The sequence below is a fragment of the Halomonas saccharevitans genome, assembly GCF_032333995.1.
In the GTDB taxonomy this organism is placed as follows: Bacteria; Pseudomonadota; Gammaproteobacteria; order Pseudomonadales; family Halomonadaceae; genus Halomonas; species Halomonas saccharevitans.
Genome location: NZ_JAVXUR010000003.1, coordinates 476,234 through 500,621, shown reverse-complemented (window position 1 = coordinate 500,621; position 24,388 = coordinate 476,234). Strand labels below are relative to the sequence as shown.

The following is a 24,388-nucleotide window of genomic DNA, read 5'->3' as shown; positions in this document are numbered from 1 at the left end:
CGGCGCTACGCTAAAGCCGACCCCATGAACGGGATGAGCCCATGGCAAATCGTTTCACGCTGCTGCTGCTGGCCTGCTGGGGCCCCCTCTCCTGGGCGCAGGCAACCGAAGGCCTCGACAGCCGGGAGGACAAGGGAGACCCCTCCGGCAGCGCGGCCTTGCCCACCATCACGGTGACCGCCCCGCGACTCACCCGGGACCTCTACGATACCCCGGCCGCCGTCACGACCCTGACCCGGGAGGATATCCAGCGGGGCCAGCAGGGTGTGCGCCTGGATGAGTCACTGGTGACGGTTCCCGGTGTCTTCCTGCAGAACCGAGACAACTTCGCCCAGGGCCAGCGGATCGCCATCCGGGGCTTCGGTGCCCGGGCTCCCTTCGGCATCCGCGGCATCCATGTGCGTGTCGACGGCTTTCCCTTCACCCTCCCCGACGGCCAGGCCCAGATCGATGCCGTGGACCTGGATAGCACCGAGCGCATCGAGGTCATTCGCGGCCCCTCCTCGGTGCTCTACGGCAATGCGGCGGGCGGCGTGGTGGATATCCGCACCGGCGACGGCAGCGAACTGGTTCGTTCGCCCGTGGTCTCCGTGCAGGGTGGCAGCCACGACTTCCGCAAGCTGAGCCTTCGCAACGGCGACGAAAGCGGCCGATGGATCCACAGCGTCAGCGTGTCGGCACTGGACTTCGACGGCTATCGCGAGCAGAGCGCCGTGAACAAGCGCCTGCTCAACGCCCGTCTGGGGGTCCGGCTCGACGACGACCGCACTCTCTCGGCGCTGGTCAACGTGCTCGATAATCCGCGTGCCGAGGATCCCAGCGCGCTGACGGCCGACGAGGTGGCCGATAACGCCCGTCAGGCCCGCGATGTCGCGATCGACCTGGATTCTCGGCAGGAGGTCGAGCAGCAACTGGTCGGACTGCACTACGAGGATCTCGCCATGGGGGAGGGCGAATTCAATGCCCGTGCCTTCGTCAGCCGACGCGACTTCCTGCAGCAGCTCCCCTTCCCCGGTAGCAGTCTGATCGACTATGAGCGCCACTACTACGGCGGCAGTCTCGACACCACCCTGCCGATGACGCTGGCGGATCGCCCGCTGCGCACCGTGGTGGGGGTAGACGTGGCCCGTCAGGAGGATGACCGCGGACGCCAACGGGTCGACAGCAACGGCCAGCCGATTGCCGTCAGTGCCGATGAACAGCAGAACGCCACGTCGGCAGGTGTCTTCCTGCAAACCGAACTCGGCCTGACCGAGCGACTCGACCTGAGTGCCGGTGTTCGCCACGACAGCGTGCGCATGACCATCGACGATCGCCTGGTCGGTACCGACGACCCTGACGAAAGCGGCAGCCGAACCTTTCGCGAGTGGACCGGGAGCCTGGGGCTGAGCATGCGTTTCCACCCGAACCATCAGCTCTATGCCACCCTCGGCACCGCCTTCGAGACGCCGACCTTCACCGAGTTCGCCCCCTCGGACGGCAGCGGCGGCTTCAACCCCGACATCGAACCGCAGACCTCGCTGAACCGCGAGGTCGGGATGCGTGGCCGGCTGGGCGGCCAGCTGACCTATGACCTGGCGGCCTTCTCGGTGCTCGTCGACGACGAGCTGATACCCTTCCAGGCCTCGGATGGTCGCGACTTCTTCGTGAATGCCGGCGAGACCCGACGGGAAGGTATCGAGCTCGGGCTGGACTGGAACATCAGCCTGGCCTGGCGCCTGACCAGTGCGCTGACACTGGCCGACTACGCGTTCGAGCGCTTTCGCGACGAGGATGGCACCTACGACGGCAACAACCTGCCCGGGTTGCCGAGCCGGCTGTGGATGAACCGCCTGAACTGGTACGGCAGCGGAGAGCGCTTCACCACCCTGGAAGCCCAGTACACAGGCTCCTTCTACGCCGACAACGCGAATAGGGTGCAGATTCCCAGCCACTGGCTGGTCAACCTGCGCGCCGGCGACGCCTGGCGCCTGGGCGGCAGCAACACGCGACTCGGGCTACAGGTCGGTATTCGCAACCTGCTGGACGAGGACTACAACGAGAACGTGCGCATCAATGCCTTTGGGGGACGCTACTACGAGCCGGCTCCGGGCACCACCTGGTTCGCGGGGCTCGAGCTCAGCTTCTGAGCCGCGTTCGATGCCGAAAACGACAACGGGCAGCCGAGGCTGCCCGTTGTCGTTGTCGTTGTCATTGTCGCTGTTACAGGCGAGAGATCAGTAGAACAGCCGGCGCAGCGCCTCGCCGGGCTCGGCCTCGCGGACAAAGGCCTCGCCCACCAGGAAGGCGTTGACGTCGCGCTCGCGCATTCGCAGCACGTCGTCGCGGCTGTGGATGCCGGACTCGGTGACCACCGTGACGCCCGCGGGAATGCGCGGCAAAAGCTCCAGGGTCGTGTCGAGCCGGGTATCGAAGGTGTGCAGGTCGCGGTTGTTGATGCCCACCAGCGCGAGGTCAAGCTTGAGCGCCCGCTCGAGCTCGAGGGCATCGTGGACCTCCACCAGCACGTCCATGCCGAGCTCAACGGCCTGGCGGTGCAGGTCCGCCAGGCGAGCATCATCAAGGGCGGCGGCGATCAGCAGGATGCAGTCCGCGCCGATGGCCCGCGCCTCGCTCACCTGGTAGCCGTGGGTGATGAAGTCCTTGCGGATCACCGGCAGGTCGCAGGCCGCACGCGCCTCGATCAGGTCGTCCTCGTGGCCCTGGAAGAAGTCGGCATCGGTCAGCACCGAGAGGCAGGCGGCCCCGCCCTCGGCGTAGCTCGCGGCGATCTCGCCGGGCCGGAAGTCCTCGCGCATCACGCCCTTGGACGGTGAGGCCTTCTTGATCTCGGCGATCACCGCCGAATCGCCGGCGCGGATCCGCCGGTCGAGGGCGGCGACGAAGCCGCGCGGGGCGTCCTGCTCGGCGGCCAGGCGCAGGAGTTCCTGCTCGGAGACGGCGCGCGAGCGCTCGGCCACCTCTTGATCCTTGCGGGACAGGATGCGCTCGAGGATTGTCGGCAGCGCGGGAGCGTCGGTCATGTCGGGCCTCACTGGTTGAACACGCGGGTAAAGTTGGCAAGCTCCTTGAGCTTCTCCAGCGGCAGCTTCGAGGCCTGGGCATCCTGGGCCATGGCGACCCCCTCCTTGAGGGTATCGGCGACCCCGGCGGCATAGAGCGCCGCCCCGGCGTTGAGCGCGACGATGTCGGCCGCGGGCCCTTCGCCCACCAGCGCCTGCTCGACCAGCCGCAGGCTGTCCTCGGCGGTCTTGACGCGCAGCGGGTCCAGCGACTGGCGCTCGATGCCGAACTCTTCGGGGGTGATGGTGTACTCGTGGATCTCGCCGTCCTTGAGCTCGGCGACCAGGGTCGGCTGGGCCAGGGAGATCTCGTCCAGGCCGTCCTCGGCATGCACCACTAGCACGTGTTCGCTGCCGAGGCGCTTGAGCACCTCGGCCATCAGCGGGACCAGCTCCGGGGCGTAGACCCCCAGCACCTGATTGGACACGCCGGCCGGGTTGGTCAGCGGCCCGAGAATGTTGAACAGGGTACGCACGCCCATCTCGCGACGCGGCGCCACGGCGTAGCGCATCGCCGGGTGGTGGTTGGGGGCGAACATGAAGCCCACGCCCACCTGCTCGATGCAGCGCCCGACCTGCTCGGCGTCGAGGTCCAGGTGGATGCCCGCCACGGCGAACAGGTCCGCGCTGCCCGAGGAGGAGGAGACGCCGCGATTGCCGTGCTTGGCGACGTGGGCGCCGCCGGCGGCCACCACGAAGCTCGCCGCCGTGGAGACGTTGAACAGGTTGGCGCCGTCGCCGCCGGTGCCGACGATGTCGACCACGTTGTCGGCGGTGAGCCGCACCGGGGTCATCAGCTCGCGCATCACCTGGGCGGCGGCGCTGATCTCCTCGGCGGTCTCGCCCTTCATCGCCATGCCCATCAGGAAGGCGGCGATCTGCGGCTCGCTGGCCTCGCCGGTCATGATCTGGCGCATCACGGCGTGGGTCTGGTCGAAGCTCAGGTGCTCGCGGCGCATCACCGCGCCGAGGGCCTCTCGCATCTGCATGGGACTGTTCTCCTCTGACTGGGGCACGGCTCAGCGACGCTTCAGGAAGTTGGCCAGGAGCTCATGGCCCTGGCGGGTGAGGATCGATTCGGGGTGGAACTGCACGCCCTCCACGTCGAGCTCGCGGTGGCGAAGCCCCATGATCAGCCCGGGGGTGACGTCGTCCTCGTCGCACCAAGCGGTGACCTCCAGACAGTCGGGCAGGCTCTCGCGCTCCACCACCAGTGAATGATAGCGGGTCACCTCCAGCGGCTCCTCGAGGCCCTCGAACACGCCCTGGCCGAGGTGGCGGATCCGCGAGGTCTTGCCGTGCATCACCTGGGGGGCGCGCACCACGCGCCCGCCGTAGACCTGGCCGATGGCCTGGTGCCCCAGGCAGATGCCGAGCACCGGGATGCGTCCGGCGAAGCGGCGGATGGCGGCCATGGAGATGCCCGCCTGGTCGGGGGTGCAGGGCCCGGGCGAGATCACCAAATGGCTCGGCGCGAGGGCCTCGATCTCGTCGAGGGTGATGGCGTCGTTGCGGTGGGTCGCCACCTCGGCGCCCAGCTCCCCGAGGTACTGGACCACGTTGAAGGTGAAGCTGTCGTAGTTGTCGATCATCAGCACGGACATGGTGCGCTCTCCGGCACTCGCCCGGCCAGGGCCGGGCGACAGGAATCAGGGGTCACTCGAGGTTGTCCAGGCCGCGCTCGGCCATGGCCACGGCGCGGAACAGGGCACGGCCCTTGTTGAGGGTCTCCTGCCACTCCATCTCCGGCACCGAGTCGGCGACGATGCCCGCGCCGGCCTGGACGTGCAGCTGGCCATCCTTGATCACCGCGGTGCGGATGGCGATGGCGGTGTCCATGTTGCCGTGCCAGGAGAGGTAGCCCACGGCACCGGAGTAGACGCCGCGCTTGACCGGCTCCACCTCGTCGATGATCTCCAGCGCGCGGATCTTGGGGGCGCCGGAGACGGTGCCGGCCGGGAAGGTGGCGCGCAGCACGTCCATGGCGGAGAGGCCGGGCTTCAGGCGCCCGACCACGTTGGAGACGATGTGCATCACGTGGGAGTAGCGTTCCACCACCATCTTGTCGGTCACGGTGACCGAGCCGGTCTCACTGATGCGTCCGACGTCGTTGCGCCCCAGGTCGATCAGCATCAGGTGCTCGGCGAGCTCCTTGGGATCATTGAGCAGCTCGGCCTCCAGCGCCCGATCCTCCTCCTCGCTGTGGCCGCGCTTGCGGGTGCCGGCGATGGGCCGCACGGTGACCTCGCCGTCCTCCAGGCGGGTGAGGATCTCCGGCGAGGAGCCGGCCACCTGGTGATCGCCCAGGTTCAGGTAGAACATGTAGGGCGACGGATTGAGGCTGCGCAGGGCGCGATAGAGATCCAGCGGCGCGGCCCGGTAGGGAATCGACATGCGCTGGGAGGGCACGCACTGCATGACGTCGCCGGCCAGCACGTACTCCTTGATCTGCTCCACCGCCGCCTTGAAGCCCTCCTCGGTGAAGCCCGAGGTGAAGTCGCCCTCCTCTACCGCCGCGCGACCGGTGCCGGGGCTGACGGTGTTGTGGGTGGCGCTGCGCAGGCGCATCTCGAGGCGCTCCAGGCGCTCCACGGCCCGCGCGTAGGCGGCCTCCTCGGCCGGGTCGGCGTGGGTCCAGAGCGTCAGCCGGCCGGAGAGGTTGTCGAACACCACCAGATCATTGCAGACCATCAGCAGGATGTCCGGCACGCCCAGCGGATCGGCCTTGGCGTCGACGTGGGGGCCGCGCAGGCGCGGCTCGATATAGCGGATGGTCTCGTAGCCGAAGTAGCCCACCAGGCCGCCGTCGAAGCGCGGCTGGTCGTCCAGGCGCGGCACCTTGAAGCGAGCCTGGAAGCGCTCGATCCACTCGAGGGGGTCCTCCACCTCCACGGCGCCCAGCTGCTGGTCGTCGACGATATGGCGGACGGTGAAGCCGCGCACCTCGATGCGCTCGTGGCACGGCAGGCCGATGATCGAGTAGCGCCCCCACTTCTCGCCGCCTTGCACGGACTCGAGCAGAAAGGTCCAGGGCGCGTCGGCGAGCTTCAGGTAGGTCGAGAGCGGGGTATCGAGATCGGCCAGCACCTCGCGGGTGACCGGAATACGGTTATAGCCGGCGTCGGCCAGCTCATGAAAGCGCTCGGGAGTCATCATGCCCGGGGTCCTCGCGGTGGAGAGAAAGACACTGGTGGATCGAGGGACGCCCCGCCGGGGCGCCCGGTCAGGCGAGCGTCACCATCGCCAGCCGCCGGCCATGCCGGGGCGCGAGAGGGGGCGAGCAGCGGTAAGGCGGGAAAAGGCATCCAGCGTCATGCGGGTGTCCATCGGAGGAGATCGCGAGATCCGTTATAACAAAAAACTATCGTTATCGGGCTTCATTATAGCCCAGACAAAATCACCCTAAACGAGTTCCGCAAGCGATTCAACCGTGCCATCCGGGCGGCTCAGCGCCACCGGCTCGCCGTGGTTATAGCCGTAGGGAACCGCCAGGGTGCGAAAGCCCGCGGCGCGGCCGGCCTCGATGTCGTGGCGCGAGTCGCCGACCATCAGGCAGGCCGAGGGCGCCACGTCGAAGTGCGCCGCCACGTGCAACAACGGCGCCGGATCGGGCTTCTTCGCCGCCAGGCTATCGCCCCCCAGGCAGAGCGCAAAGTGGCGCGCCAAGTCGAAGGCCTCGAGCAGCGGCGCAATGAAGGCGCTCGGCTTGTTGGTCACCAGCGCCAGGGGCAGCCCGCGCGCGCTCAAGCCCTCCAGCGCCTCGCGCGCCCCGGGATAGAGCCGGGTGCGGGCGCAGGGGGCGCGGCCGTAGTGGGCGAGGAAGGCGGTGTGGGCCTGCTCTAGCAAGTCTTTATCGATTTCTTCACCGGCCTCGAGCGAGGCTTTTCCGGCGACTGATCTACGAGGGGGCGCTGTGACCACCTCCCTGGGCGCTACCGATGCCATCCCAGGCATAGGACCTCCTCTGCGATCAGTCTCCGGCAACTCGCTAGCCTGTGTTGCGAACCGCAGCGCACGCTCCATCAGCGTAAGCGAGCCGTTGCCGACCCAGTTGCGCACCCGGGCCTCGCCCTGGGGCGCCAGGCCGAGATCCACCAGGGCGGCATCGGCCGCCACGGCCAGGTCAGGCACGGAATCGATCAGGGTGCCGTCCAGGTCGAAGGCCACCAGCCGAATGTCGTTGAGGATGGGGTGCATGACGCCTCTCGTCGAATGAGTCGATAACCCATTATGCCGGACCGGCCATGGGCAGGAAATCGGCTAAGGCTTATGCTGGAGCCTCAACCTTTCGGGAGAGTGACATGGACCTGCCAAGAATCGTCGTGGTCGGCGGGGGGGCCGGCGGCCTCGAGCTGGTCACCCGGCTCGGCCGCAAGCTCGGCAAGCGCGGCCGCGCCGAGATCGTGCTGGTCGATCGCGACGCCACCCATATCTGGAAGCCGCTGCTGCACGAGGTCGCGACCGGGGCGCTGGACTCGGGGCTGGACGAGATCTCCTACCAGGCGCACTCGAGCCTTAACGGCTATCGGTTCCAGCGCGGCACCCTGGGCGGCATCGATCGCGAGGCCTGCAGCCTGACGCTGGCCCCGGTGCTCGATGACGCCGGCGACGAGGTGCTGCCCGCCCGGGAGCTCGCCTACGACCAGCTGGTGCTGGCACTGGGCAGTGTCAGCAACGACTTCGACACGCCTGGCGTTGTCGAGCACTGCCACTTTCTCGACAGCCCCCACCAGGCCGAAGCCTTCCGCCAGGAGATGCTCAACACCTTCCTGCGCCACAACGACCCGCGCCGCGAGCGGCCGGCGCGCATGGCGGTGGGCATCGTCGGCGCCGGCGCCACGGGGGTCGAGCTCGCGGCGGAGCTCCACGAGGCCTCGCGGATGCTGCACAGCTACGGGGTCACCTCCCTGGACAGCGACCGGCTCGAGGTGCACCTGATCGAGGCCGCCCCGCGGGTGCTGCCGGCGCTGCCGGAACGCATCAGCGAGGCGGTCCACCGTGAGCTGGAGCGGCTGGGGGTGAAGATCCATGCCGAGACGCGCGTGACCCAGGTAGAGGCCGCGGCGATCCATACCGCCGACGGCGAGCGCATCGAGATCGATCTCGGCGTCTGGGCGGCGGGCATCAAGGCGCCGGCACTGCTCTCGCAGCTGGGCCTGCCGACGGAGAAGAACCACCGGCTCAAGGTCCACGACACCCTGCAGAGCACGGAGGATCCCCGGGTGTTTGCCATGGGCGACTGCGCCAGCTGCCCGCAGCCGGACGGCAGCACGGTGCCACCGCGCGCCCAGGCCGCCCATCAGCAAGTCGCCACGCTGTACCACAATCTACAGGCCAGGCTCGCCGACAAGCCGCTCAAGTCCTTCGTCTACCGGGACCGCGGTTCGCTGATCTCGCTGGCGCACTTCGACGCGATCGGCAGCCTGATGCGCGGCGCCTCGGCGCGCAGCCTGTTCATCGAGGGGCACCTGGCGAAGTTCTTCTACGCCTCGCTCTATCGCATGCACCAGCGCGCCATCCACGGCACCCTGAAGACCGGCCTGATGGTCGTGGTGGACGGGCTCAACCGCTTCCTGAAACCGCGCCTGAAACTGCACTGACGCCGTGATGAAACGCGACGAGGGCCGCCGGGTCTCCCCGGGGGCCCTCGTCAATGGAGCCTGCGCGGCGCTCAGCGCTCGTCGAGGCCTCCCGCCACCTCGCCGTGGTGATAGACATGCACGTCACGCTGGGGAAAGGGGATGCTGATGCCCTCGCGATCGAAGCGACGCTTGATCTCCTCGATCATCTCCCAGTAGACGTCCCAGTAGTCGCCGGCGCTGACCCAGGGTCGCACGATCCAGGTGACGCTGGAGTCGCCCATGGCGCTCATGCGGATATTCGGCGCGGGATCGGCCAGCACCCGGGAGTCGTCGGCCACCACGCCTTGCAGCACGCGACGCACGGTGTCGATGTCGGCCTCGTAGCCAACCCCCACCGCCAGATCGACCCGCCGGGTGTCGTGAGCCGAGACGTTGGTGATGGCGCCGCTCATCATCTGGCCGTTGGGCACGATGATCTTGCGGTTATCGCCGGTCTTGAGCTCGGTGGTAAAGATCTGTACGTCCTCGATCACCCCGGCCACGCCGCCCGCCTCGACGTAGTCGCCGATCTTATAGGGGCGAAAGATGATCACCAGCACCCCGGCGGCGAAGTTGGCCAGCGACCCCTGCAGCGCCAGCCCCACGGCCAGGCCCGCGGCACCGATCACCGCGATCAGCGAGGTGGTCTGGATGCCAACCTGGCTGATCGCCGCCAGCACCACGAAGGCCAGCAGCAGGGCATAGAGGATATTGCCCAGGAACTTGACCAGCAGCGGATCGACCTTGCCGCGCCGCATGGCCTTGAGCGAGAACCGGTGCACGAGCTTCGCCGCCCAGCGCCCGACCACGAAGATGGCGGCGGCCGCCACCAGGTTGATGGCGAAGTTGGTGCCCTGCATCTGGACGAAATCACTGATCCATTGGCTATTCATGGGGTGCTCCCTGTGCTGGCGAGGCCGCGCCCCGCGTCCATGGTGATCATTCGCCGGCCCGGCGCCGGGCCAGCCACTGCCGCTTCGCCGCGGCGCTCAGGCGCTTGACGGCGGCTTCCTGGCGCAGCGCCGCGCCGTGCTCGCCGATACACTCGCGATGCACCAGCGTAAGCGGCCCCTTGCCGCGCAGCGCCTTGGCGCCGCGCCCGCCACGATGCTCGGCCAGCCGTCGGTCGACGTCGGTGGTAATGCCAGTATAAAGAGCGCCCGATGCGGTCTCGATCAGGTAGAGATACCAGAGGCGCTCGGCGGCCGGGCTCGGCGCATCGGCGGCGCTCATCGAGCCGCCTCAGGCGCCGGCCAGGGCCCGGCGGAAGTCGCCGATCACCCCGTCGTAGCGGTGCGGGTCGGCCGCGTTGCGCGCCTTGAACACGGCTGAGCCGGCGACGAAAGTATCGGCCCCTGCGCGGGCGATCTCGGCGATGTTATCGACCTTGACCCCGCCGTCGACCTCCAGGCGGATCGGACGCCCCGAGGCATCGATGCGGCGGCGCACCTCGCGCAGCTTGTCGAGGGTGCCGGGGATGAACGACTGGCCACCGAAGCCCGGGTTGACGCTCATCAACAGGATCATGTCGACCTTGTCCATCACGTAGTCGAGGAAGGAGAGCGGCGTGGCCGGGTTGAACACCAGGCCCGCCTTGCAGCCGCCGTCGCGAATCAACTGCAGGGAGCGGTCGATGTGATCGGAGGCCTCCGGGTGAAAGGTGATGTAGCTGGCCCCGGCATCGATGAAGTCGCCGATCAGCCGATCCACCGGCCTGACCATCAGGTGGGCGTCGATGGGCGCGGTCACCCCGTGCTGCCGGAGGGCCTCGCAGACCATCGGGCCGATGGTCAGGTTGGGCACGAAGTGATTGTCCATCACGTCGAAGTGGACGATGTCCGCGCCGGACGCCAGCACATCGTCCACCTCCTCGCCCAGGCGGGCGAAATCGGCGGAGAGAATCGAGGGCGCAATCTGGAAATCGAGTCGGGAGTCGGTCATGGCGACGATCGGTTCCTGTGAGAGTCGAGGGGGGCACAATGGGCGGCATTCTAGCAGCATCTCGCCCCCCGCCGTATGGCTTGCAGGTTCGCCAAGCCCGGCCGATAGTGATCAGGGCACGCCCCACCCTCAACGGAGAACCCCGATGATGACCCGATGCCTGTCGCATCCTCTGAGTGCCGGCCTGCTCGCCGGCACGCTGCTCTTCGCCCCGCCGCTGCTAGCTCAGCCGGCCATCCTCGAAGGCGAGCGCTTTCACCCCCAGGAGGGCGCCGGGGGCATGGTGGCGACCAGCCATTTCCTGGCCTCACGGGTCGCCCACGATGTGCTCGCCGCCGGGGGCAACGCCGTGGACGCCGCCGTCACCGCGGGCTTCGCGCTGGCCGTCACCCAGCCCCGCTCCGGCAACATCGGCGGCGGCGGCTTCATGCTCATCTCCGATGAAGAAAGCGACGAGGTCATCGCCATCGACTATCGTGAGGAGGCCCCCGCAGCCGCCACCGAAACCATGTTCCAGGACGAGGACGGCAACGCCGTCTCCGAATGGTCACGCTTCACCCATCGCGCCGCCGGCGTGCCCGGCACCGTGGCGGGCCTGGCCCTGGCGCTGGAGGAATACGGCACCCTGAGCCTCGCCGAGGCCCTGGCGCCGGCGATCAAGCTTGCCGAGGAGGGCTTCGAGGTGCCCCAGCGCTTCGTAGACGGGGTAAGCGCGACCCGCGAGCGCCTGACGAAGTGGGACTCGACCGAGGCGATGTTCTTCAAGGAGGACGGCAGCCCTTACGAGGTCGGCGACACCTTCCGCCAGCCGGACCTGGCGGCGACGCTCAAGCGCATCGCCGAGCAGGGTGCCCGCGAGTTCTACGAGGGCGAGACCGCCCGGCTGATCGTCGCCGAGATGGAGCGCCATGACGGCCTGATCACCCGCGAGGACCTGGCCGCCTACCAGCCGGTGATCCGTGAACCGAGCCATGGCAACTACCGCGGCTACGACGTATACGCCATGAGCCCGCCCTCCTCCGGTGGCGCCCATATCGTGCAGATGCTCAATATCCTCGAAGCCTACGACATCGGCGACATGGGCTTCGGCGCGGCCAACACCATGCACCTGATGGCCGAGGCGATGAAGCGCGCCTACGCCGACCGCTCGGAGTACCTGGGCGACACCGACTTCGTCGACGTGCCCCTCGAGGGCATCACCTCCGAGGGCTACGCCGACGAGCTGCGCGCCGAGATCGCCATGGATCGCGTCACGCCGAGCGAGGAGATCGCCCCGGGCAACCCGCTGCCCTATGAGTCCAACGAGACCACCCACTTCTCCATCGCCGATGACGAGGGCCTCGCGGTCTCCAACACCTATACCATCAACTTCAGCTACGGCTCGGGGATCGCCGTGGCGGGCGCCGGCTTCCTGCTCAACAACGAGATGGATGACTTCTCCGCCAAGCCCGGCGTGCCCAACGCCTACGGCCTGATCGGCGGCGCGGCCAACAGGATCGAGCCCGGCAAGCGCATGCTGTCGTCGATGACGCCGACCATCGTCAAGCAGGACGGCAAGAACTTCCTGATCACCGGCAGCCCCGGCGGCTCGCGGATCATCACCACCACCCTGCAGGTGCTGATGAACGTCATCGACCACGACATGAACATCCAGTCGGCGGTCAGCGCCCCGCGCCTGCACCACCAGTGGCTGCCCGACGAGCTGCGCATCGAGGCCGGCTTCAGCCCCGACACCCTGGAGCTGCTCGAGGGCAAGGGCCACACCATCAGTCAGGAGTCGGCGATGGGCGCCGCCCAGTCGATCGTGATCGAGGACGGTCGCTTCTACGGTGGCGCCGACCCGCGGCGCTCCACCTCCTCGGCCATGGGGCTCTAGCGCTCAACCGCCCCGCACGCCCACGTGCGGCCCCGCAAATCCCGACGCCCTCGGCCTCGCCGAGGGCGTCGGCGGTTTAGCGTCGACGGATACACAAATTCTAAAAAGGAATAAAAGACGGCATTGTAATTCCACCTGGCGCTGTTTACCTTAGCCCTCTAAGGAAACCGTCGCCCAAGGAGTCACCATGTCGCCGCTGCCCCTCTTCCGCCGCACCCTCGTCGCCTCCGCCATCGCCCTCGGCGTGGTGGCCCCGGTCATGGCCGAGGAGCGCGAACTGCTCAACTCCTCCTATGACATCGCCCGAGAGCTGTTCGCAACCGTCAACCCGGCCTTCAAGGATCACTGGGAAGCGAGCCACGACGACACCCTGAGCATCAAGCAGTCCCACGGCGGCTCCTCGGCCCAGGCCCGTGCGATCCTCCAGGGCCTGCGTGCCGACGTGGTCACCTACAACCAGGTCACTGACGTGCAGGTGCTGGCCGATGCCGGCCTGGTCGCCGAGGACTGGCAGCAGCGGCTGCCGAACAACGCCTCGCCCTACTACTCCACCACCGCCTTCCTGGTGCGCGAGGGCAATCCCGAGGGCATCGAGAGCTGGGACGACCTGGCCGCCGAGGGCGTCGAGCTGGTGTTCCCCAACCCCAAGACCTCCGGCAACGGCCGCTACACCTACCTCGCCGCCTGGGGCGCCGCCGAGCGCGCCTTCGACGGCGATGAGGAGCGGGTGACGACGTTCATGCGCGACTTCCTCGGCAACGTCAAGGTCTTCGACACCGGCGGCCGCGGCGCCACCACCAGCTTCATCGAGCGCGGCATCGGCGACGTGCTGATCAGCTTCGAGTCCGAGGTCAACAACATCCGCCAGGAGTACGGCAGCGACGACTACGAGGTGATCGTGCCGCCGGTCAGCATCCTGGCCGAGTTCCCGGTGGCCGTGGTCGAGGACAACGCCGAGCGCAACGGCACCCTGGAGCTCGCCCGCGACTATCTCGAGTTCCTCTACGCCGAGGAGACCCAGCGCCTGCTGGCCGGCTTCAACTACCGGGTGCATGACGAGGCCGTGGTGGCGGAGTTCGCCGACCAGTTCCCCGAGACCGAGCTCTTGAAGGTGGAAGACGTCTTCGGCGGCTGGGACGCGGCCATGGAGGCCCACTTCGAAAGCGGCGGCCGGCTCGACCAGCTGCAGCGCCGCTAGGCACGCCGCGGAGCCTTCGCCATGAGCCAACGCGCCGCCGGGTCCCGCCTGGCCCTGCCCTTCCCCGGCCGCACCCAGCGGGTGCTGCCGGGCTTCGGGCTCTCGCTCGGCATCAGCCTGACCTTCGTCTCGCTGGTGCTGCTGCTGCCGCTGACCGGCCTGGTGGGTCAGCTGGCCGGCCTGTCGCTCGGCGAGTACTGGGCCATCATCAGCGAGCCCCGGGTGGTGGCGAGCTATGCAATCACCCTCGGCGCCGCCGCGGTGGCGGCGCTGGTCAACGCCGCCTTCGGGCTGCTGCTGGCCTGGGTGCTGGTGCGCTACGACTTCCCCGGCAAGCGCGCGCTGGATGCGCTGATGGACCTGCCCTTCGCCCTGCCCACCGCGGTAGCCGGCATCACCCTGGCGACCCTCTACTCCAGCAACGGCTGGATGGGCCAGGCGCTCGCCCCGCTGGGCCTGGAGGTGGCCTACACCTGGGTCGGAATCGCCCTGGCCATGGCCTTCACCAGCATCCCCTTCGTGGTGCGCACGGTGCAGCCGATCCTCGAGGACCTGCCCCACGAAATCGACGAGGCGGCGATGACCCTGGGCGCCCAGGACGGGGTCGCCTTCCGCCGGGTGATCCTGCCGCACCTGTGGCCGGCGCTGGTCACCGGCACCGGGCTCGCCTTCGTGCGATCGCTGGGCGAGTTCGGTGCGGTGATCTTCATCGCCGGCAACATGCCTTACGAGACCGAGATCACCTCGCTGATGATCTTCGTCAAGCTGCAGGAGTACGACTACGTGGGCGCCTCGGCCATCGCCTCGGTGGTGCTCGCCACCTCACTCGCGCTGCTGCTGGCCATCAACCTGTGGCAGGGACGCTTCATCCGTCGCCTGCACGGAGGCAACTGACATGCAACGCATCGGTGATGCGCCGGCCCTGCGCCGCCTGCTGATCGGCGCCGCCGTGGCGCTGTCGGCGCTGTTTCTGCTGCTGCCGCTGGTGGCGATCTTCGCCCAGGCCTTCTCCCAGGGCCTCGGTACCTTCTGGGTCAACGTGAGCGACACCTATACCCTGGCCGCCATCGGCCTGACGCTGTTCATCACCGCGCTGACCATTCCCATCAATCTGGTGTTCGGGGTGATGCTGGCCTGGCTGGTGACGCGCTTCACCTTTCCCGGTCGGCGCCTGCTGCAGACCCTGATCGACATCCCCTTCGCCATCTCGCCGGTGGTGGCGGGCCTGGTCTACCTGCTGCTCTACGGGCGCAACGGCTGGCTCGGCGGCTGGCTCGACACCCACGATATCCAGCTGATGTTCGCCTGGCCGGGCATCCTGATGGTCACCGTCTTCGTCACCTGCCCCTTCGTCGCCCGGGAGCTGATCCCGCTGATGCAGGCTCAGGGCTCCCGCGAGGAGGAGGCGGCGGTGACGCTCGGCGCCTCGGGTTTCACGCTGTTTCGCCGGGTCACCCTGCCCAACATCCGCTGGGCGCTGCTCTACGGGGTGATCCTGACCAATGCCCGGGCGGTAGGCGAGTTCGGCGCGGTCTCGGTGGTTTCCGGGGCGATCCGCGGCGAGACCAACACCCTGCCGCTGCACGTCGAGCTGCTGTATCAGGACTACAACACCGTGGGCGCCTTCGCCAGCGCCGCCCTACTGGCGCTGATCGCCCTGTTCACCCTGGCCGCCAAGGCCGGCCTGGAGTGGCGCGCCGCGCGCCGGGAGGCCCTCGCATGAGCATTCGTCTCGAGAACATCGCCAAGCACTATGGGCCCCGCGCCCGCGCCCTCTCACCGATCGACCTGGACATCCGCGAGGGCGAGCTGATCGGCCTGCTCGGCCCCTCGGGATCGGGCAAGACCACCCTGCTACGCATCATGGCGGGTCTGGAGTCCCCCGACCGCGACCCCGCCGGGCGCATCCAGTTCGGCGAGCGCGACGTGACCCGGGTACACGTGCGCGATCGGCGCATCGGTTTCGTCTTCCAGCACTATGCGCTGTTCCGACACATGAGCGTCTACGACAACGTGGCCTTCGGCCTGACGGTGCTGCCGCGCCGCGAGCGCCCCTCGTCCGGCGAGATTCGCACCCGGGTGCACCGCCTGCTGGAGATGGTCCAGCTCGAGCAGCTGGCAACGCGCTACCCCGCCCAGCTCTCCGGCGGCCAGCAGCAACGGGTCTCGCTGGCCCGCGCCCTGGCGCTGCGCCCCGAGGTGCTGCTGCTCGACGAGCCCTTCGGGGCGCTGGACGCCAAGGTGCGCCAGGAGCTCAGGCGCTGGCTGCGCCACCTGCATGACGAGCTGGGCTTCACCAGCGTCTTCGTCACCCACGACCAGGAGGAGGCGCTGGAGCTCTCGGACCGCGTCGCGGTGATGAGCAACGGCCGCATCGAGCAGATTGACACCCCCGAGTCTCTCTACCGCGCCCCGGCCAACCGTTTCGTCTTCGAGTTCCTGGGCGATGTGAACCACCTCGAGGGCGAGGTACGGGAGGGCGTGCTGACCTGCGGCGAGGCGCGCCTGGCGGTGGACCTGCCCGACGGCGCGGCGGAGCTGCTGATGCGTCCCCACGAGCTGGCACTGGCACCGGCGCCGAGCGCCGAAGCGCACCTGCCGATGACCGTGACCGCGGTCTCGCCGGTGGGCGCCGAGGTGCGCGTGGAGCTCGCCGCCGACTGGCTCGCCGAGCCGTGGCTCGCCACGGTGCGCCACGCCGACTTCGAGCACCTGGCGCTGGCCCGCGGCAAGCGCCTCTACGCGCTGCCGCGCCGCTGGCATAGCTTCGACGACGACGGCGCACGCCCGGCCGGGCGACCGAGGCTTGCCACCGCGGGCTGATGGGCCGCCCGCGGGGCGATATACTCGGGCTCCCGATCACTCATCGGGAGCCTTTTTCATCAGGAGTCTTGCCATGCAGCGTCGACGCGTCCTGGGGGCCTGTGCCCTGCTACTCACCGCCGGCTGGCTGGCCGGCTGCGCCAGCCCCCACTACCTTCAGCTCGATCCCCGCCGCACGGCCGGCGTACCCCAGACGGGCAGCGGCCAGGCCGTCACCGTGACCGCCGTGGACGGCCGCGACAGCGAGGTGCTCGGCACCCGCACCGGCAGCGCCATGTCCACGGCGGTGATCACCGTCAACGCCCACGAGCTGGTGCCCGAGCTCCAGGCCGAGGCCGAGCGCGCGGTGCGGGAGATGGGCTTCACCCCGACCACCGAGCGCGCCGAGGGGCGGCCCAGCCTGACGCTGACCCTCGAGCACCTGGGCTACGAGCGCGGCGAGAGTCGCCCCTTCATCGACGAGGCGCGGCTCGAGGCGGTGCTGGTTGCCGAGGCGATCAACGCCGGCACCACCTACACCGGCACCTATACCTCGCGCCGCACCCAGGGATACGCCCTGCGCCCCGACAAGGAAGCCAACACCCGGATGGTCAACGCGCTGCTCGCCGACGGCCTGAATCGCGCCTTCCGCGACCCGGAGCTCGGGCACCTGCTGGCGCGCTGATCCCGCGTCTCGGGCCGTCTCGCGCTCGAGCGTCTCAGGTCAGCGGCCCGCGGCGCTCCAGCGCCCAGACGCACTCGCGAAAGCCGTTGGCCTCCGGCTCGCCGTCCTCCAGGTGGGTGACCCGGAAGTTGGGGTCGAAGAGCGCCTGCACCTCCTCGGCCGAGACGCTGTACGGCGGGCCGCCCGGGTCCCGGGTCAGGCTGATCATAAGCCCCCGGGCGCCCGGCGGCATCAGCTGCGCCAGGTGGAAGGCATAGCGCTGGCGGGTAGCCTCGGGCAGCGCGATCAGCGCGGCCCGGTCGTAGAAGGCGCCGATCTCGGCCGCCTGCGCGATATGGAAGTGGAAGAAATCCCCGCACCACAGCTCCACGCTGCCCTGGCGGCAGACATCGAAGCCGTCCTGGTGATAACGGGTGATGTCTCCTCTGCCCTCGGCGACGAACTGCTCGATGGCCGTCTCGGCGAGCTCGATGCCCAGCACCGGGTGGTCGCGCCTCGCCAGCCAGCGCATGTCCAGGCTCTTGCCACACAGCGGCACCAGCACCTTGGTCCCGGCTCGCACCTCGAGGGCCGGCCAGTGACGGACCAGGGCCGGATGGGGGCGGTCACGGTGGAAGCCGATGCGCCCCTCGTGCCAGCGCTTTAGCCAATCTTCCGCCATGCTCAGAACCAGCGGTCGCGCTTGCGACGACGACGCGGCAGGTGGGGCACGATCAGGCCGACCAGCAGGCCCGCTCCGGCCACGCCACCGCCATACATGAAGTAGCGCATCAGCAGGTCCTCCTCCTGAGTGTCCAGACGCGCCTGGAACTCCCGGATGGTGGCCCGCGACTGCTCGGTCTCCTCCTCGAGGGCCTGGTTGCGCGCCTCGAGCTCGTCGATGCGCGACTGGCGAAGCTCCAGGGTTTCAGTCATCGACGCCGTGCGCTTCTCCCAGGTCTCGTTGATGCCGGAGAGCTCCTCGGTCAACGCCTCAACCCTGTCCTCCAGGGCCGGCAGCCGCTGCTGGGCGCTGGGCTCGGCCTGGAGCTCGCTGCTGAGCACCCAGACGACATCGCCCTCGGCGTCCTCGACCCGGCTGTAGTCGCCGCTGGTCTCGAGCACGGTTACCGGCTCGCCGGCGGTCAGGGTGCCGATGATCCGGTAGCCGTCGGTGGGGCCGCTGCGCACGAAGGTAGTGAGTTCGTCCGACACCCAGGCGTCGGCATCGGCGGCCTCCTGGGCAGGGAGCGCGGGGGGCAGCGTCGCAAGCGCGACGCCGAGTGTCAGAATCTTGAGTCTGTGTATCATCATGCCATCGTCCTGGCTGTCCAAGGCTCGCGTGTCGTTGCTCTGTCGTGACGCGTTCGCCGCGCCCGGACGTCCTTGCCGGGCGCGGCGGCGATGCGTGATTCGTGCGGACGGGTTACCCACAGCTGCTGTGGACAACCATCGGGAAAACCGCTGGAAACCCGCTGCAAGCCGGCGTGACCATCGTCTCCATCACATTCCGGTCATTTTCTGACCAGGCCGTGACCCGTGGCCGACGCCCGGCCCCGTCCTCGAAAGGCCCACAGAGTACCACAGTCGGGGCGTCCGACCGCGGGGCCACGCTGGCCCCGATGCCGGGCGCTGCGTATAATGTGTGGCCTTGTCTCGGGTGGCCACCCGGCCATCTCCTCATGTCCATCCAACGGTGTCCCGTCGCGCCAGCTGCCGCGACCTACTCTTATGGCGAAGAAACTCTTCATCAAGACGCACGGCTGCCAGATGAACGAGTACGATTCCGCGCGCATGGCGGATCTGCTCGGCGAATCCCATCAGCTCGAGCTCACCGACGACGAGCGCGATGCCGACGTCATCCTGCTCAACACCTGCTCCATTCGCGAGAAGGCCCAGGAGAAGGTCTTCCACCAGCTCGGCCGCTGGAAGAAGCTCAAGGAGGCCAACCCGGAGCTGGTGATCGGCGTGGGCGGCTGCGTGGCAAGCCAAGAGGGCGAGGCCCTGCGCAAGCGTGCCCCCCATGTCGACATGGTGTTCGGCCCGCAGACCCTGCATCGGGTGCCGGGCATGCTCGACGCGCGCCGCGACGACCAGATCTCGGTGGTCGACGTCACCTTCCCCGAGGTCGAGAAGTTCGACCACCTGCCCAAGCCAAGCTCCGACGGGGCCACCGCCTTCGTCTCGGTGATGGAAGGCTGCTCCAAGTACTGCACCTTCTGCGTGGTGCCCTATACCCGCGGCGAGGAGGTCTCGCGCCCCTTCGAGGCGGTGATGGACGAGGTCATCCACCTGGCCGACCAGGGGGTGCGCGAGATCAACCTGCTGGGGCAGAACGTCAACGCCTACCGCGGTGAGAACCAGCTCGGCGACGAGATCGACCTGGCCGAGCTGATCGCCTGCGTGGCCGCCGTCGAGGGCATCGACCGCATCCGCTTCACCACCTCGCATCCGGTGGAGTTCTCCGACAGCCTGATCGAGGCCTACGCCGAGATCCCGGAGCTGGTCAGCCACCTCCACCTGCCGGTGCAGGCGGGCTCGGACCGGGTGCTCGCCGCCATGAAGCGCGGCCACACGGTGGAGGAGTACGTCGAGAAGATGGAGCGCATCCGCGCGCTGCGCCCCGACATCAGCTTCTCCTCGGACTTCATCATCGGCTTTCCCGGCGAGACCGAGGAGGACTTCGAGTCGACCATGGACCTGATCCATCGCATCGGCTTCGATCACTCCTTCAGCTTCGTCTACTCGGCGCGCCCCGGCACCCCGGCGGCGGGGCTCGAGGACGACACCCCGGAGAGCGTCAAGAAGCAGCGCCTGGCGATCCTCCAGGAGCGCATCATCCAGCAGACCATGCAGATCAGCCGGCGCATGGTGGGCACCACCCAGCGCATCCTGGTCACCGGCTTCTCGCCCCGCGATCCGGGCCAGCTCTCGGGACGCACCGAGAACAACCGCGTGGTCAACTTCCGCGCCGCCAATCCCTTCGAGCTGATCGGCTACTTCGTCGACGTCGAAATCAACGAGGCGCTGCCCAACTCCCTGCGCGGCGAGCTGATCTCTCCCGAGCGCTTCTGATAGTCAGCGATTGCCCCGGCCGGCGCCGGGGCAGTAAGCTGAGAGACACATCCACAACGCAGGGATCATCCAGTCTTGAGCCAGCCATCTTCTCAGGCCAATCGCATCATCACCCTGAACCTGGAACCCAACGATCCTCGACGCCTGGCCAACCTCTGCGGCCAGCGAGACGAGCACTTGAAGCTGGTCGAGGCACGGCTCGGCATCACCCTGCGCAATCGGGGCAACATCTTCCAGCTTGCCGGGCCAGCGAGTCGCGTCAAGGCCGCCGCCAACGTGCTGGAGCACCTCTATCGGGAGACCGAGGCCAGCGACCTCGAGCCCGATACGGTGCACCTCTTCCTGCAGGAGTCCGGCCTCGAGGCGCTGGACGAGGAGGAGGGCGATGAGGCCGACGACGAGGTGCTGCTGCGCACCCCGCGCACGCTGATCAAGCCCCGCGGCCTCAACCAGCAGAGTTACGTCTCGAGCATCCGTGCCCACGACATCAACTTCGGCATCGGGCCGGCCGGCACCGGCAAGACCTACCTGGCCGTGGCCGCCGCGGTGGAGGCGCTCAACCAGCAGGAGGTGCGCCGCATCCTGCTGGTGCGCCCGGCCGTGGAGGCTGGCGAGAAGCTCGGCTTCCTGCCCGGCGACCTGGCCCAGAAGATCGATCCCTACCTGCGCCCGCTCTACGACGCCCTCTACGAGATGATCGGCTTCGAGCAGGTGGCCAAGCTCATCGAGCGCCAGGTGATCGAGATCGCCCCGCTGGCCTACATGCGCGGGCGCACCCTGAACAACGCCTTCATCATCCTCGATGAGAGCCAGAACACCACCCGCGAGCAGATGAAGATGTTCCTGACGCGCATCGGCTTCGGCTCCACGGCGGTGATCACCGGTGACGTGACCCAGGTGGACCTGCCCCGCGGCCAGACCTCGGGGCTGATCCAGGTGCTCGACGTACTCAAGGACACTCCGGGGATCGGCGTGACACACTTCGCCGCCAAGGACGTCGTACGCCATCCGCTGGTCCAGCGCATCATCGAGGCCTACGACCACTTCGAGGCCGGCGAGGAAGCCGCCGAACGCGAACGCCGGGAGCAGCGCGAGGCACGCCGCGAGGCCCAGGCCGAGGAACGCCATGCGCGCCTGCGCCAGGCCCAGGGCTCCGACGATGCCGGAGAGCCCGCATGACCGGCGAACCTCCTCCACTCGTCGTCGATCGCCAGGTGGCCCTCGCGGCCGAGGCCCTGCCCGGCCAGGCCGATCTCGAGGCCTGGGTGGCGGCGGTGCTTGCCCGCCATCCCGATGAGACGCGCCTTGAACTGACCGTGCGCTTCGTCGACGCCGAGGAGAGCCAGGCCCTGAACCGCGACTATCGCGGCAAGGATCGGCCCACCAACGTGCTCTCCTTCCCCTTCGAGGGCCCGCCCGGCATCGAGCTGCCGCTGCTCGGCGACCTGGTGATCTGCCATCCGGTGGTGGTTCGGGAGGCCGGCGAGCAGGACAAGCCGACGCACCCTCACTACGCTCACATGGTGATCCACGGCACCCTGCACCTGCTGGGCTACGATCACCTCGACGACGCCGAGGCCGAGATCATGGAGGCCCTCGAGCGCGAGATCCTGGCATCGCTGGAAATCGCCGATCCGTATCTCACCCCCAGCCCTCCGCACCGCGATACCGACAACGAGGACGAGAGAGCCGACGCATGAGCGAAGACCGATCGAGTAGCCAGGGCAACAGGTCCTGGCTCGATAAGTTGTTCAGTGCCCTGTCCAACGACAGCGACGAACCCAGCTCCCGCGGCGAGTTGCTGGCGTTCCTCCGCCAGGCGGGCTCCCGCCTGAAGCTCGACCAGGACGCCATGATGATCATCGAGGGCGCCCTGAGCATCAGCGACCAGCAGGTGCGCGAGGTGCTGATCCCCCGCTCGCAGATCACCGCGATCGCCCTCGACCAGCCCCTCGACGAGTACCTGCCGGTGATACTGGAGACCGGCCACTCCCGCTATCCGGTGATCGGCGAGAACCTCGACGAGATCAAGGGCATCCTGCTGGCCAAGGACCTGCTGCCGCTGCTGCGCGGCGGCCAGGAGAACGGCCGCCCCTTCCAGCTCGACGAGGTGCTGCGCCCGGCGATGTTCGTGCCCGAGTCCAAGCGCCTCAACAGCCTGCTCAAGGAGTTCCAGGACACCCGTAACCACATGGCCGTGGTGGTGGACGAGTACGGCGGCACGGCGGGTATCGTCACCATCGAGGACATCCTCGAGGAGATCGTCGGCGAGATCGAGGACGAGCACGACATCGACGAGGAGATCGATATCCGCGAGCTGGGCGAGGCGCGCTATGCGATTCGCGCCCTGACGCCCATCGAGGACTTCAACGAGCGCTTCGGCACCGAGTTCTCCGATGACGACTTCGATACCCTCGGGGGCCTCGTGATGCAGCGCTTCGGCCACCTGCCGGGACGCGGCGAGCACACCGAGCTCAGCGGCTGGCGCTTCACCGTGCTCAACGCCGATAACCGACGCATCCGCCTGCTCGAGGCAGCCCCCTGCGAGGAGAACACCGAGGAGTGACTCGCCCACTTCCATGGATGGATACGATGGCTGACGTTCGCCTGTCCCCGGCCCTGGGCTGCCTGCTGGCCCTGGTGGCCGGGGGGTTCACCACCCTCAGCACCGCCCCCTTCTCGCTCTGGTGGCTGGGCCCGGTCGCCGCCGGCCTGGTCTATCTCGGACTGACCGCCCTGACGCCTCGTCAGGCCGCGCTGCGCGGCCTCTGCTACGGCATCGGCCTGCTCGGCTCCGGGGCCTCTTGGGTCTATGTCTCGATCCACGACTATGGCTACACCGGGGTGCCCCTGGCGCTGCTGCTGACGGCATTGTTCGTCGTCGGCCTGGCGCTGTTCTTCGCCGTCACCCTGTGGGGCTATCGCCGCCTGTGCGGGCCGCGTTTCGCCGCGCTGACCTTCGCCGGCGCCTGGGTGCTCGGCGAGTGGCTGCGCACCTGGCTCTTCACCGGCTTCCCCTGGCTGCTGCTGGGCAGCGCCCAGGTCGATTCGCCGCTGGCGCCCTGGGCCCCGGTGGGAGGCGTTTACCTCCTGTCGCTGATCACCGCCCTCACCGGCAGCCTGGGCGTCGAGCTGCTACGCCGCCGCTGGTGGGCCGCCGCCCCGCTCGCCGTGATCTGGCTGGTGCCGCTGACCCTGCCGAGCCAGTGGACGACGTCCCAGGGTGACCCTGTGCGCGTCGCGCTGCTGCAAGGCAACCTGCCCCAGCTGATCAAGTGGCACCCCGAGGGGCAGCGCCGTGCCATCGATACCTACCTGGACCTGACCCGCGGCCTCGACGACGACATCGACCTGGTGATCTGGCCCGAGGCCGCGCTGCCGATGTTCGAGGACCAGGCCGCGCCGATCCTCGAGCGCGCCCACGCCGCCCTGCCGGCGGGCAGCGAGCTCTTGACCGGCATCCTGCAGCGCGATGAGCAAGGCCGCTACTACAACAGCGTGGTCGGCCGCGGCGACGTGGCGGGGGCGTATCGCAAGGCGCATCTGGTGCCTTTCGGCGAGTATCTGCCGCTGGAGAGCCTCCTGCGCGGCGCCATCGCCTTCTTCGACCTGCCCGCCCCGGCCATGACGCCGGGCCCGGACGGGCAGGCACCGATGCGGGTCGGTAGCCTGGTCATCGGCAACGCCATCTGCTACGAGATCATCTACGCCGATCTGGTGGCCGCACAGGCCCGGGAGGCGGGCGTGCTGCTGACGGTCTCCAACGACACCTGGTTCGGCGCCTCGATCGGGCCGCTGCAGCACCTGCAGATGGCGCGCCTGCGCGCCCTGGAGAACGGCCGCCCGGTGATCCGCGCCACCAGCAACGGCGTGACCGCGCTGATCGACGCCCAGGGCCGGGTCACCGCCCAGGCCCCCCAGTTCGAGACCACCGTGCTCGAGGGAGAGGTCACGGCCACCGAGGGGCTCACGCCCTTCACCCGCACCGGCAGCTGGCCCGCCTGGCTGCTCGCGGCCCTGTTGGTGCTGCCGGGGATTCAGCGCCGAGCGCCGAGCACCGAGCGCCAAGCGGGACGGCGCTGAGCTTACAGCGGCAGCGTCCCCTCCCCAACGCAAGAACCCCATCGAGCCGACGCTCGATGGGGTTCT

At 68.5% G+C, this 24,388-nt stretch carries 23 protein-coding genes; 13 read left to right on the top strand and 10 right to left on the bottom strand.

Annotation, left to right across the window (positions count from 1 at the left end; genetic code table 11):
* Positions 1 to 41 precede the first annotated feature (41 nt).
* Positions 42 to 2,129, top strand: coding sequence for a TonB-dependent receptor family protein (locus tag RSO68_RS10375; RefSeq protein ID WP_315586536.1), 2,088 nt, complete (start codon positions 42 to 44; stop codon positions 2,127 to 2,129).
* A gap of 87 nt (positions 2,130 to 2,216) precedes the next feature.
* Here RSO68_RS10375 and trpC read toward each other — a convergent pair whose 3' ends face one another.
* The 5 genes from trpC to gph all read right to left on the bottom strand — a co-directional run bounded on the left by trpC (position 2,217) and on the right by gph (position 7,259).
* Positions 2,217 to 3,023, bottom strand: coding sequence for an indole-3-glycerol phosphate synthase TrpC (gene trpC, locus RSO68_RS10370; RefSeq protein WP_315586535.1), 807 nt, complete (start codon positions 3,021 to 3,023; stop codon positions 2,217 to 2,219).
* 8 nt (positions 3,024 to 3,031) lie between these two features.
* Positions 3,032 to 4,051 carry an anthranilate phosphoribosyltransferase gene (trpD, locus tag RSO68_RS10365; protein ID WP_315586534.1) on the bottom strand — a complete coding sequence of 340 codons (1,020 nt, stop codon included), beginning with the start codon at positions 4,049 to 4,051 and terminating at the stop codon, positions 3,032 to 3,034.
* Between the two features lie 30 nt (positions 4,052 to 4,081).
* Positions 4,082 to 4,666 carry an anthranilate synthase component II gene (locus tag RSO68_RS10360; RefSeq protein WP_315586533.1) on the bottom strand — a complete coding sequence of 195 codons (585 nt, stop codon included), beginning with the start codon at positions 4,664 to 4,666 and terminating at the stop codon, positions 4,082 to 4,084.
* 52 nt (positions 4,667 to 4,718) lie between these two features.
* Complete coding sequence (gene trpE, locus RSO68_RS10355; RefSeq protein ID WP_089847301.1) at positions 4,719 to 6,215, bottom strand: anthranilate synthase component I; 1,497 nt, start codon at positions 6,213 to 6,215, stop codon at positions 4,719 to 4,721.
* A 249-nt stretch (positions 6,216 to 6,464) separates the two neighbouring features.
* Entirely contained in the window at positions 6,465 to 7,259 is a 795-nt protein-coding gene (gene gph / locus RSO68_RS10350) for a phosphoglycolate phosphatase (protein ID WP_315586532.1), read from the bottom strand.
* Positions 7,260 to 7,363: 104 nt separating this feature from the next.
* On the opposite strand from gph, the gene RSO68_RS10345 reads away from it, so the two are divergent.
* Entirely contained in the window at positions 7,364 to 8,662 is a 1,299-nt protein-coding gene (locus RSO68_RS10345; protein WP_315586531.1) for an NAD(P)/FAD-dependent oxidoreductase, read from the top strand.
* A gap of 71 nt (positions 8,663 to 8,733) precedes the next feature.
* Here the strand turns inward: RSO68_RS10345 and RSO68_RS10340 are convergent, their stop codons facing one another.
* From RSO68_RS10340 to rpe, 3 genes are read right to left on the bottom strand one after another with little or no spacing between them, the layout of a single operon-like run.
* A complete protein-coding gene (locus RSO68_RS10340; RefSeq protein WP_315586530.1) occupies positions 8,734 to 9,576 on the bottom strand; it encodes a mechanosensitive ion channel family protein in 843 nt (280 codons plus the stop codon).
* Between the two features lie 46 nt (positions 9,577 to 9,622).
* Positions 9,623 to 9,916 (bottom strand): GIY-YIG nuclease family protein, encoded by a 294-nt coding sequence (locus tag RSO68_RS10335; RefSeq protein ID WP_089847244.1) that lies wholly within the window; start codon positions 9,914 to 9,916, stop codon positions 9,623 to 9,625.
* A 9-nt stretch (positions 9,917 to 9,925) separates the two neighbouring features.
* Entirely contained in the window at positions 9,926 to 10,624 is a 699-nt protein-coding gene (gene rpe, locus RSO68_RS10330) for a ribulose-phosphate 3-epimerase (protein WP_315586529.1), read from the bottom strand.
* 145 nt (positions 10,625 to 10,769) lie between these two features.
* On the opposite strand from rpe, the gene ggt reads away from it, so the two are divergent.
* From ggt to RSO68_RS10300, 6 genes are all read left to right on the top strand, one after another.
* Positions 10,770 to 12,500, top strand: coding sequence for a gamma-glutamyltransferase (gene ggt / locus RSO68_RS10325; RefSeq protein WP_315586528.1), 1,731 nt, complete (start codon positions 10,770 to 10,772; stop codon positions 12,498 to 12,500).
* Between the two features lie 187 nt (positions 12,501 to 12,687).
* Positions 12,688 to 13,698 carry a thiosulfate ABC transporter substrate-binding protein CysP gene (cysP, locus tag RSO68_RS10320; RefSeq protein ID WP_089847238.1) on the top strand — a complete coding sequence of 337 codons (1,011 nt, stop codon included), beginning with the start codon at positions 12,688 to 12,690 and terminating at the stop codon, positions 13,696 to 13,698.
* 21 nt (positions 13,699 to 13,719) lie between these two features.
* Positions 13,720 to 14,592 carry a sulfate ABC transporter permease subunit CysT gene (cysT, locus tag RSO68_RS10315; RefSeq protein ID WP_315586527.1) on the top strand — a complete coding sequence of 291 codons (873 nt, stop codon included), beginning with the start codon at positions 13,720 to 13,722 and terminating at the stop codon, positions 14,590 to 14,592.
* Position 14,593: 1 nt separating this feature from the next.
* Positions 14,594 to 15,421, top strand: coding sequence for a sulfate ABC transporter permease subunit CysW (gene cysW, locus RSO68_RS10310; RefSeq protein ID WP_315586526.1), 828 nt, complete (start codon positions 14,594 to 14,596; stop codon positions 15,419 to 15,421).
* On the top strand, positions 15,418 to 16,521 hold the full coding sequence (locus RSO68_RS10305) for a sulfate/molybdate ABC transporter ATP-binding protein (protein ID WP_315586525.1): 1,104 nt from the start codon (positions 15,418 to 15,420) through the stop codon (positions 16,519 to 16,521). The genes cysW and RSO68_RS10305 overlap by 4 nt, the downstream gene beginning before the upstream one ends.
* A gap of 73 nt (positions 16,522 to 16,594) precedes the next feature.
* On the top strand, positions 16,595 to 17,185 hold the full coding sequence (locus RSO68_RS10300; RefSeq protein ID WP_315586524.1) for a YajG family lipoprotein: 591 nt from the start codon (positions 16,595 to 16,597) through the stop codon (positions 17,183 to 17,185).
* 34 nt (positions 17,186 to 17,219) lie between these two features.
* On the opposite strand, the gene RSO68_RS10295 is transcribed toward RSO68_RS10300, so the two are convergent.
* Positions 17,220 to 17,846 (bottom strand): thiopurine S-methyltransferase, encoded by a 627-nt coding sequence (locus RSO68_RS10295; RefSeq protein ID WP_315586523.1) that lies wholly within the window; start codon positions 17,844 to 17,846, stop codon positions 17,220 to 17,222.
* Positions 17,847 to 17,848: 2 nt separating this feature from the next.
* On the bottom strand, positions 17,849 to 18,475 hold the full coding sequence (locus tag RSO68_RS10290; RefSeq protein ID WP_390882402.1) for a TIGR04211 family SH3 domain-containing protein: 627 nt from the start codon (positions 18,473 to 18,475) through the stop codon (positions 17,849 to 17,851).
* Between the two features lie 420 nt (positions 18,476 to 18,895).
* Here RSO68_RS10290 and miaB point away from each other — a divergent pair, with 420 nt between their 5' ends.
* The 5 genes from miaB (at position 18,896) to lnt (ending at position 24,322) form a co-directional block, all read left to right on the top strand.
* Positions 18,896 to 20,239 carry a tRNA (N6-isopentenyl adenosine(37)-C2)-methylthiotransferase MiaB gene (miaB, locus tag RSO68_RS10285; RefSeq protein WP_089847226.1) on the top strand — a complete coding sequence of 448 codons (1,344 nt, stop codon included), beginning with the start codon at positions 18,896 to 18,898 and terminating at the stop codon, positions 20,237 to 20,239.
* Between the two features lie 75 nt (positions 20,240 to 20,314).
* The gene (locus RSO68_RS10280) at positions 20,315 to 21,418 is read left to right on the top strand and encodes a PhoH family protein (RefSeq protein WP_089847224.1); all 1,104 of its coding nucleotides are present in this window, start codon (positions 20,315 to 20,317) and stop codon (positions 21,416 to 21,418) included.
* The gene (gene ybeY / locus RSO68_RS10275; RefSeq protein ID WP_315586521.1) at positions 21,415 to 21,939 is read left to right on the top strand and encodes an rRNA maturation RNase YbeY; all 525 of its coding nucleotides are present in this window, start codon (positions 21,415 to 21,417) and stop codon (positions 21,937 to 21,939) included. Before RSO68_RS10280 ends, ybeY begins: the two co-directional genes overlap by 4 nt.
* The gene (locus tag RSO68_RS10270; RefSeq protein WP_089847220.1) at positions 21,936 to 22,805 is read left to right on the top strand and encodes an HlyC/CorC family transporter; all 870 of its coding nucleotides are present in this window, start codon (positions 21,936 to 21,938) and stop codon (positions 22,803 to 22,805) included. The genes ybeY and RSO68_RS10270 overlap by 4 nt, the downstream gene beginning before the upstream one ends.
* A 26-nt stretch (positions 22,806 to 22,831) precedes the next feature.
* Positions 22,832 to 24,322 (top strand): apolipoprotein N-acyltransferase, encoded by a 1,491-nt coding sequence (gene lnt / locus RSO68_RS10265; protein ID WP_315586520.1) that lies wholly within the window; start codon positions 22,832 to 22,834, stop codon positions 24,320 to 24,322.
* The last annotated feature ends 66 nt before the right edge of the window (positions 24,323 to 24,388 follow it).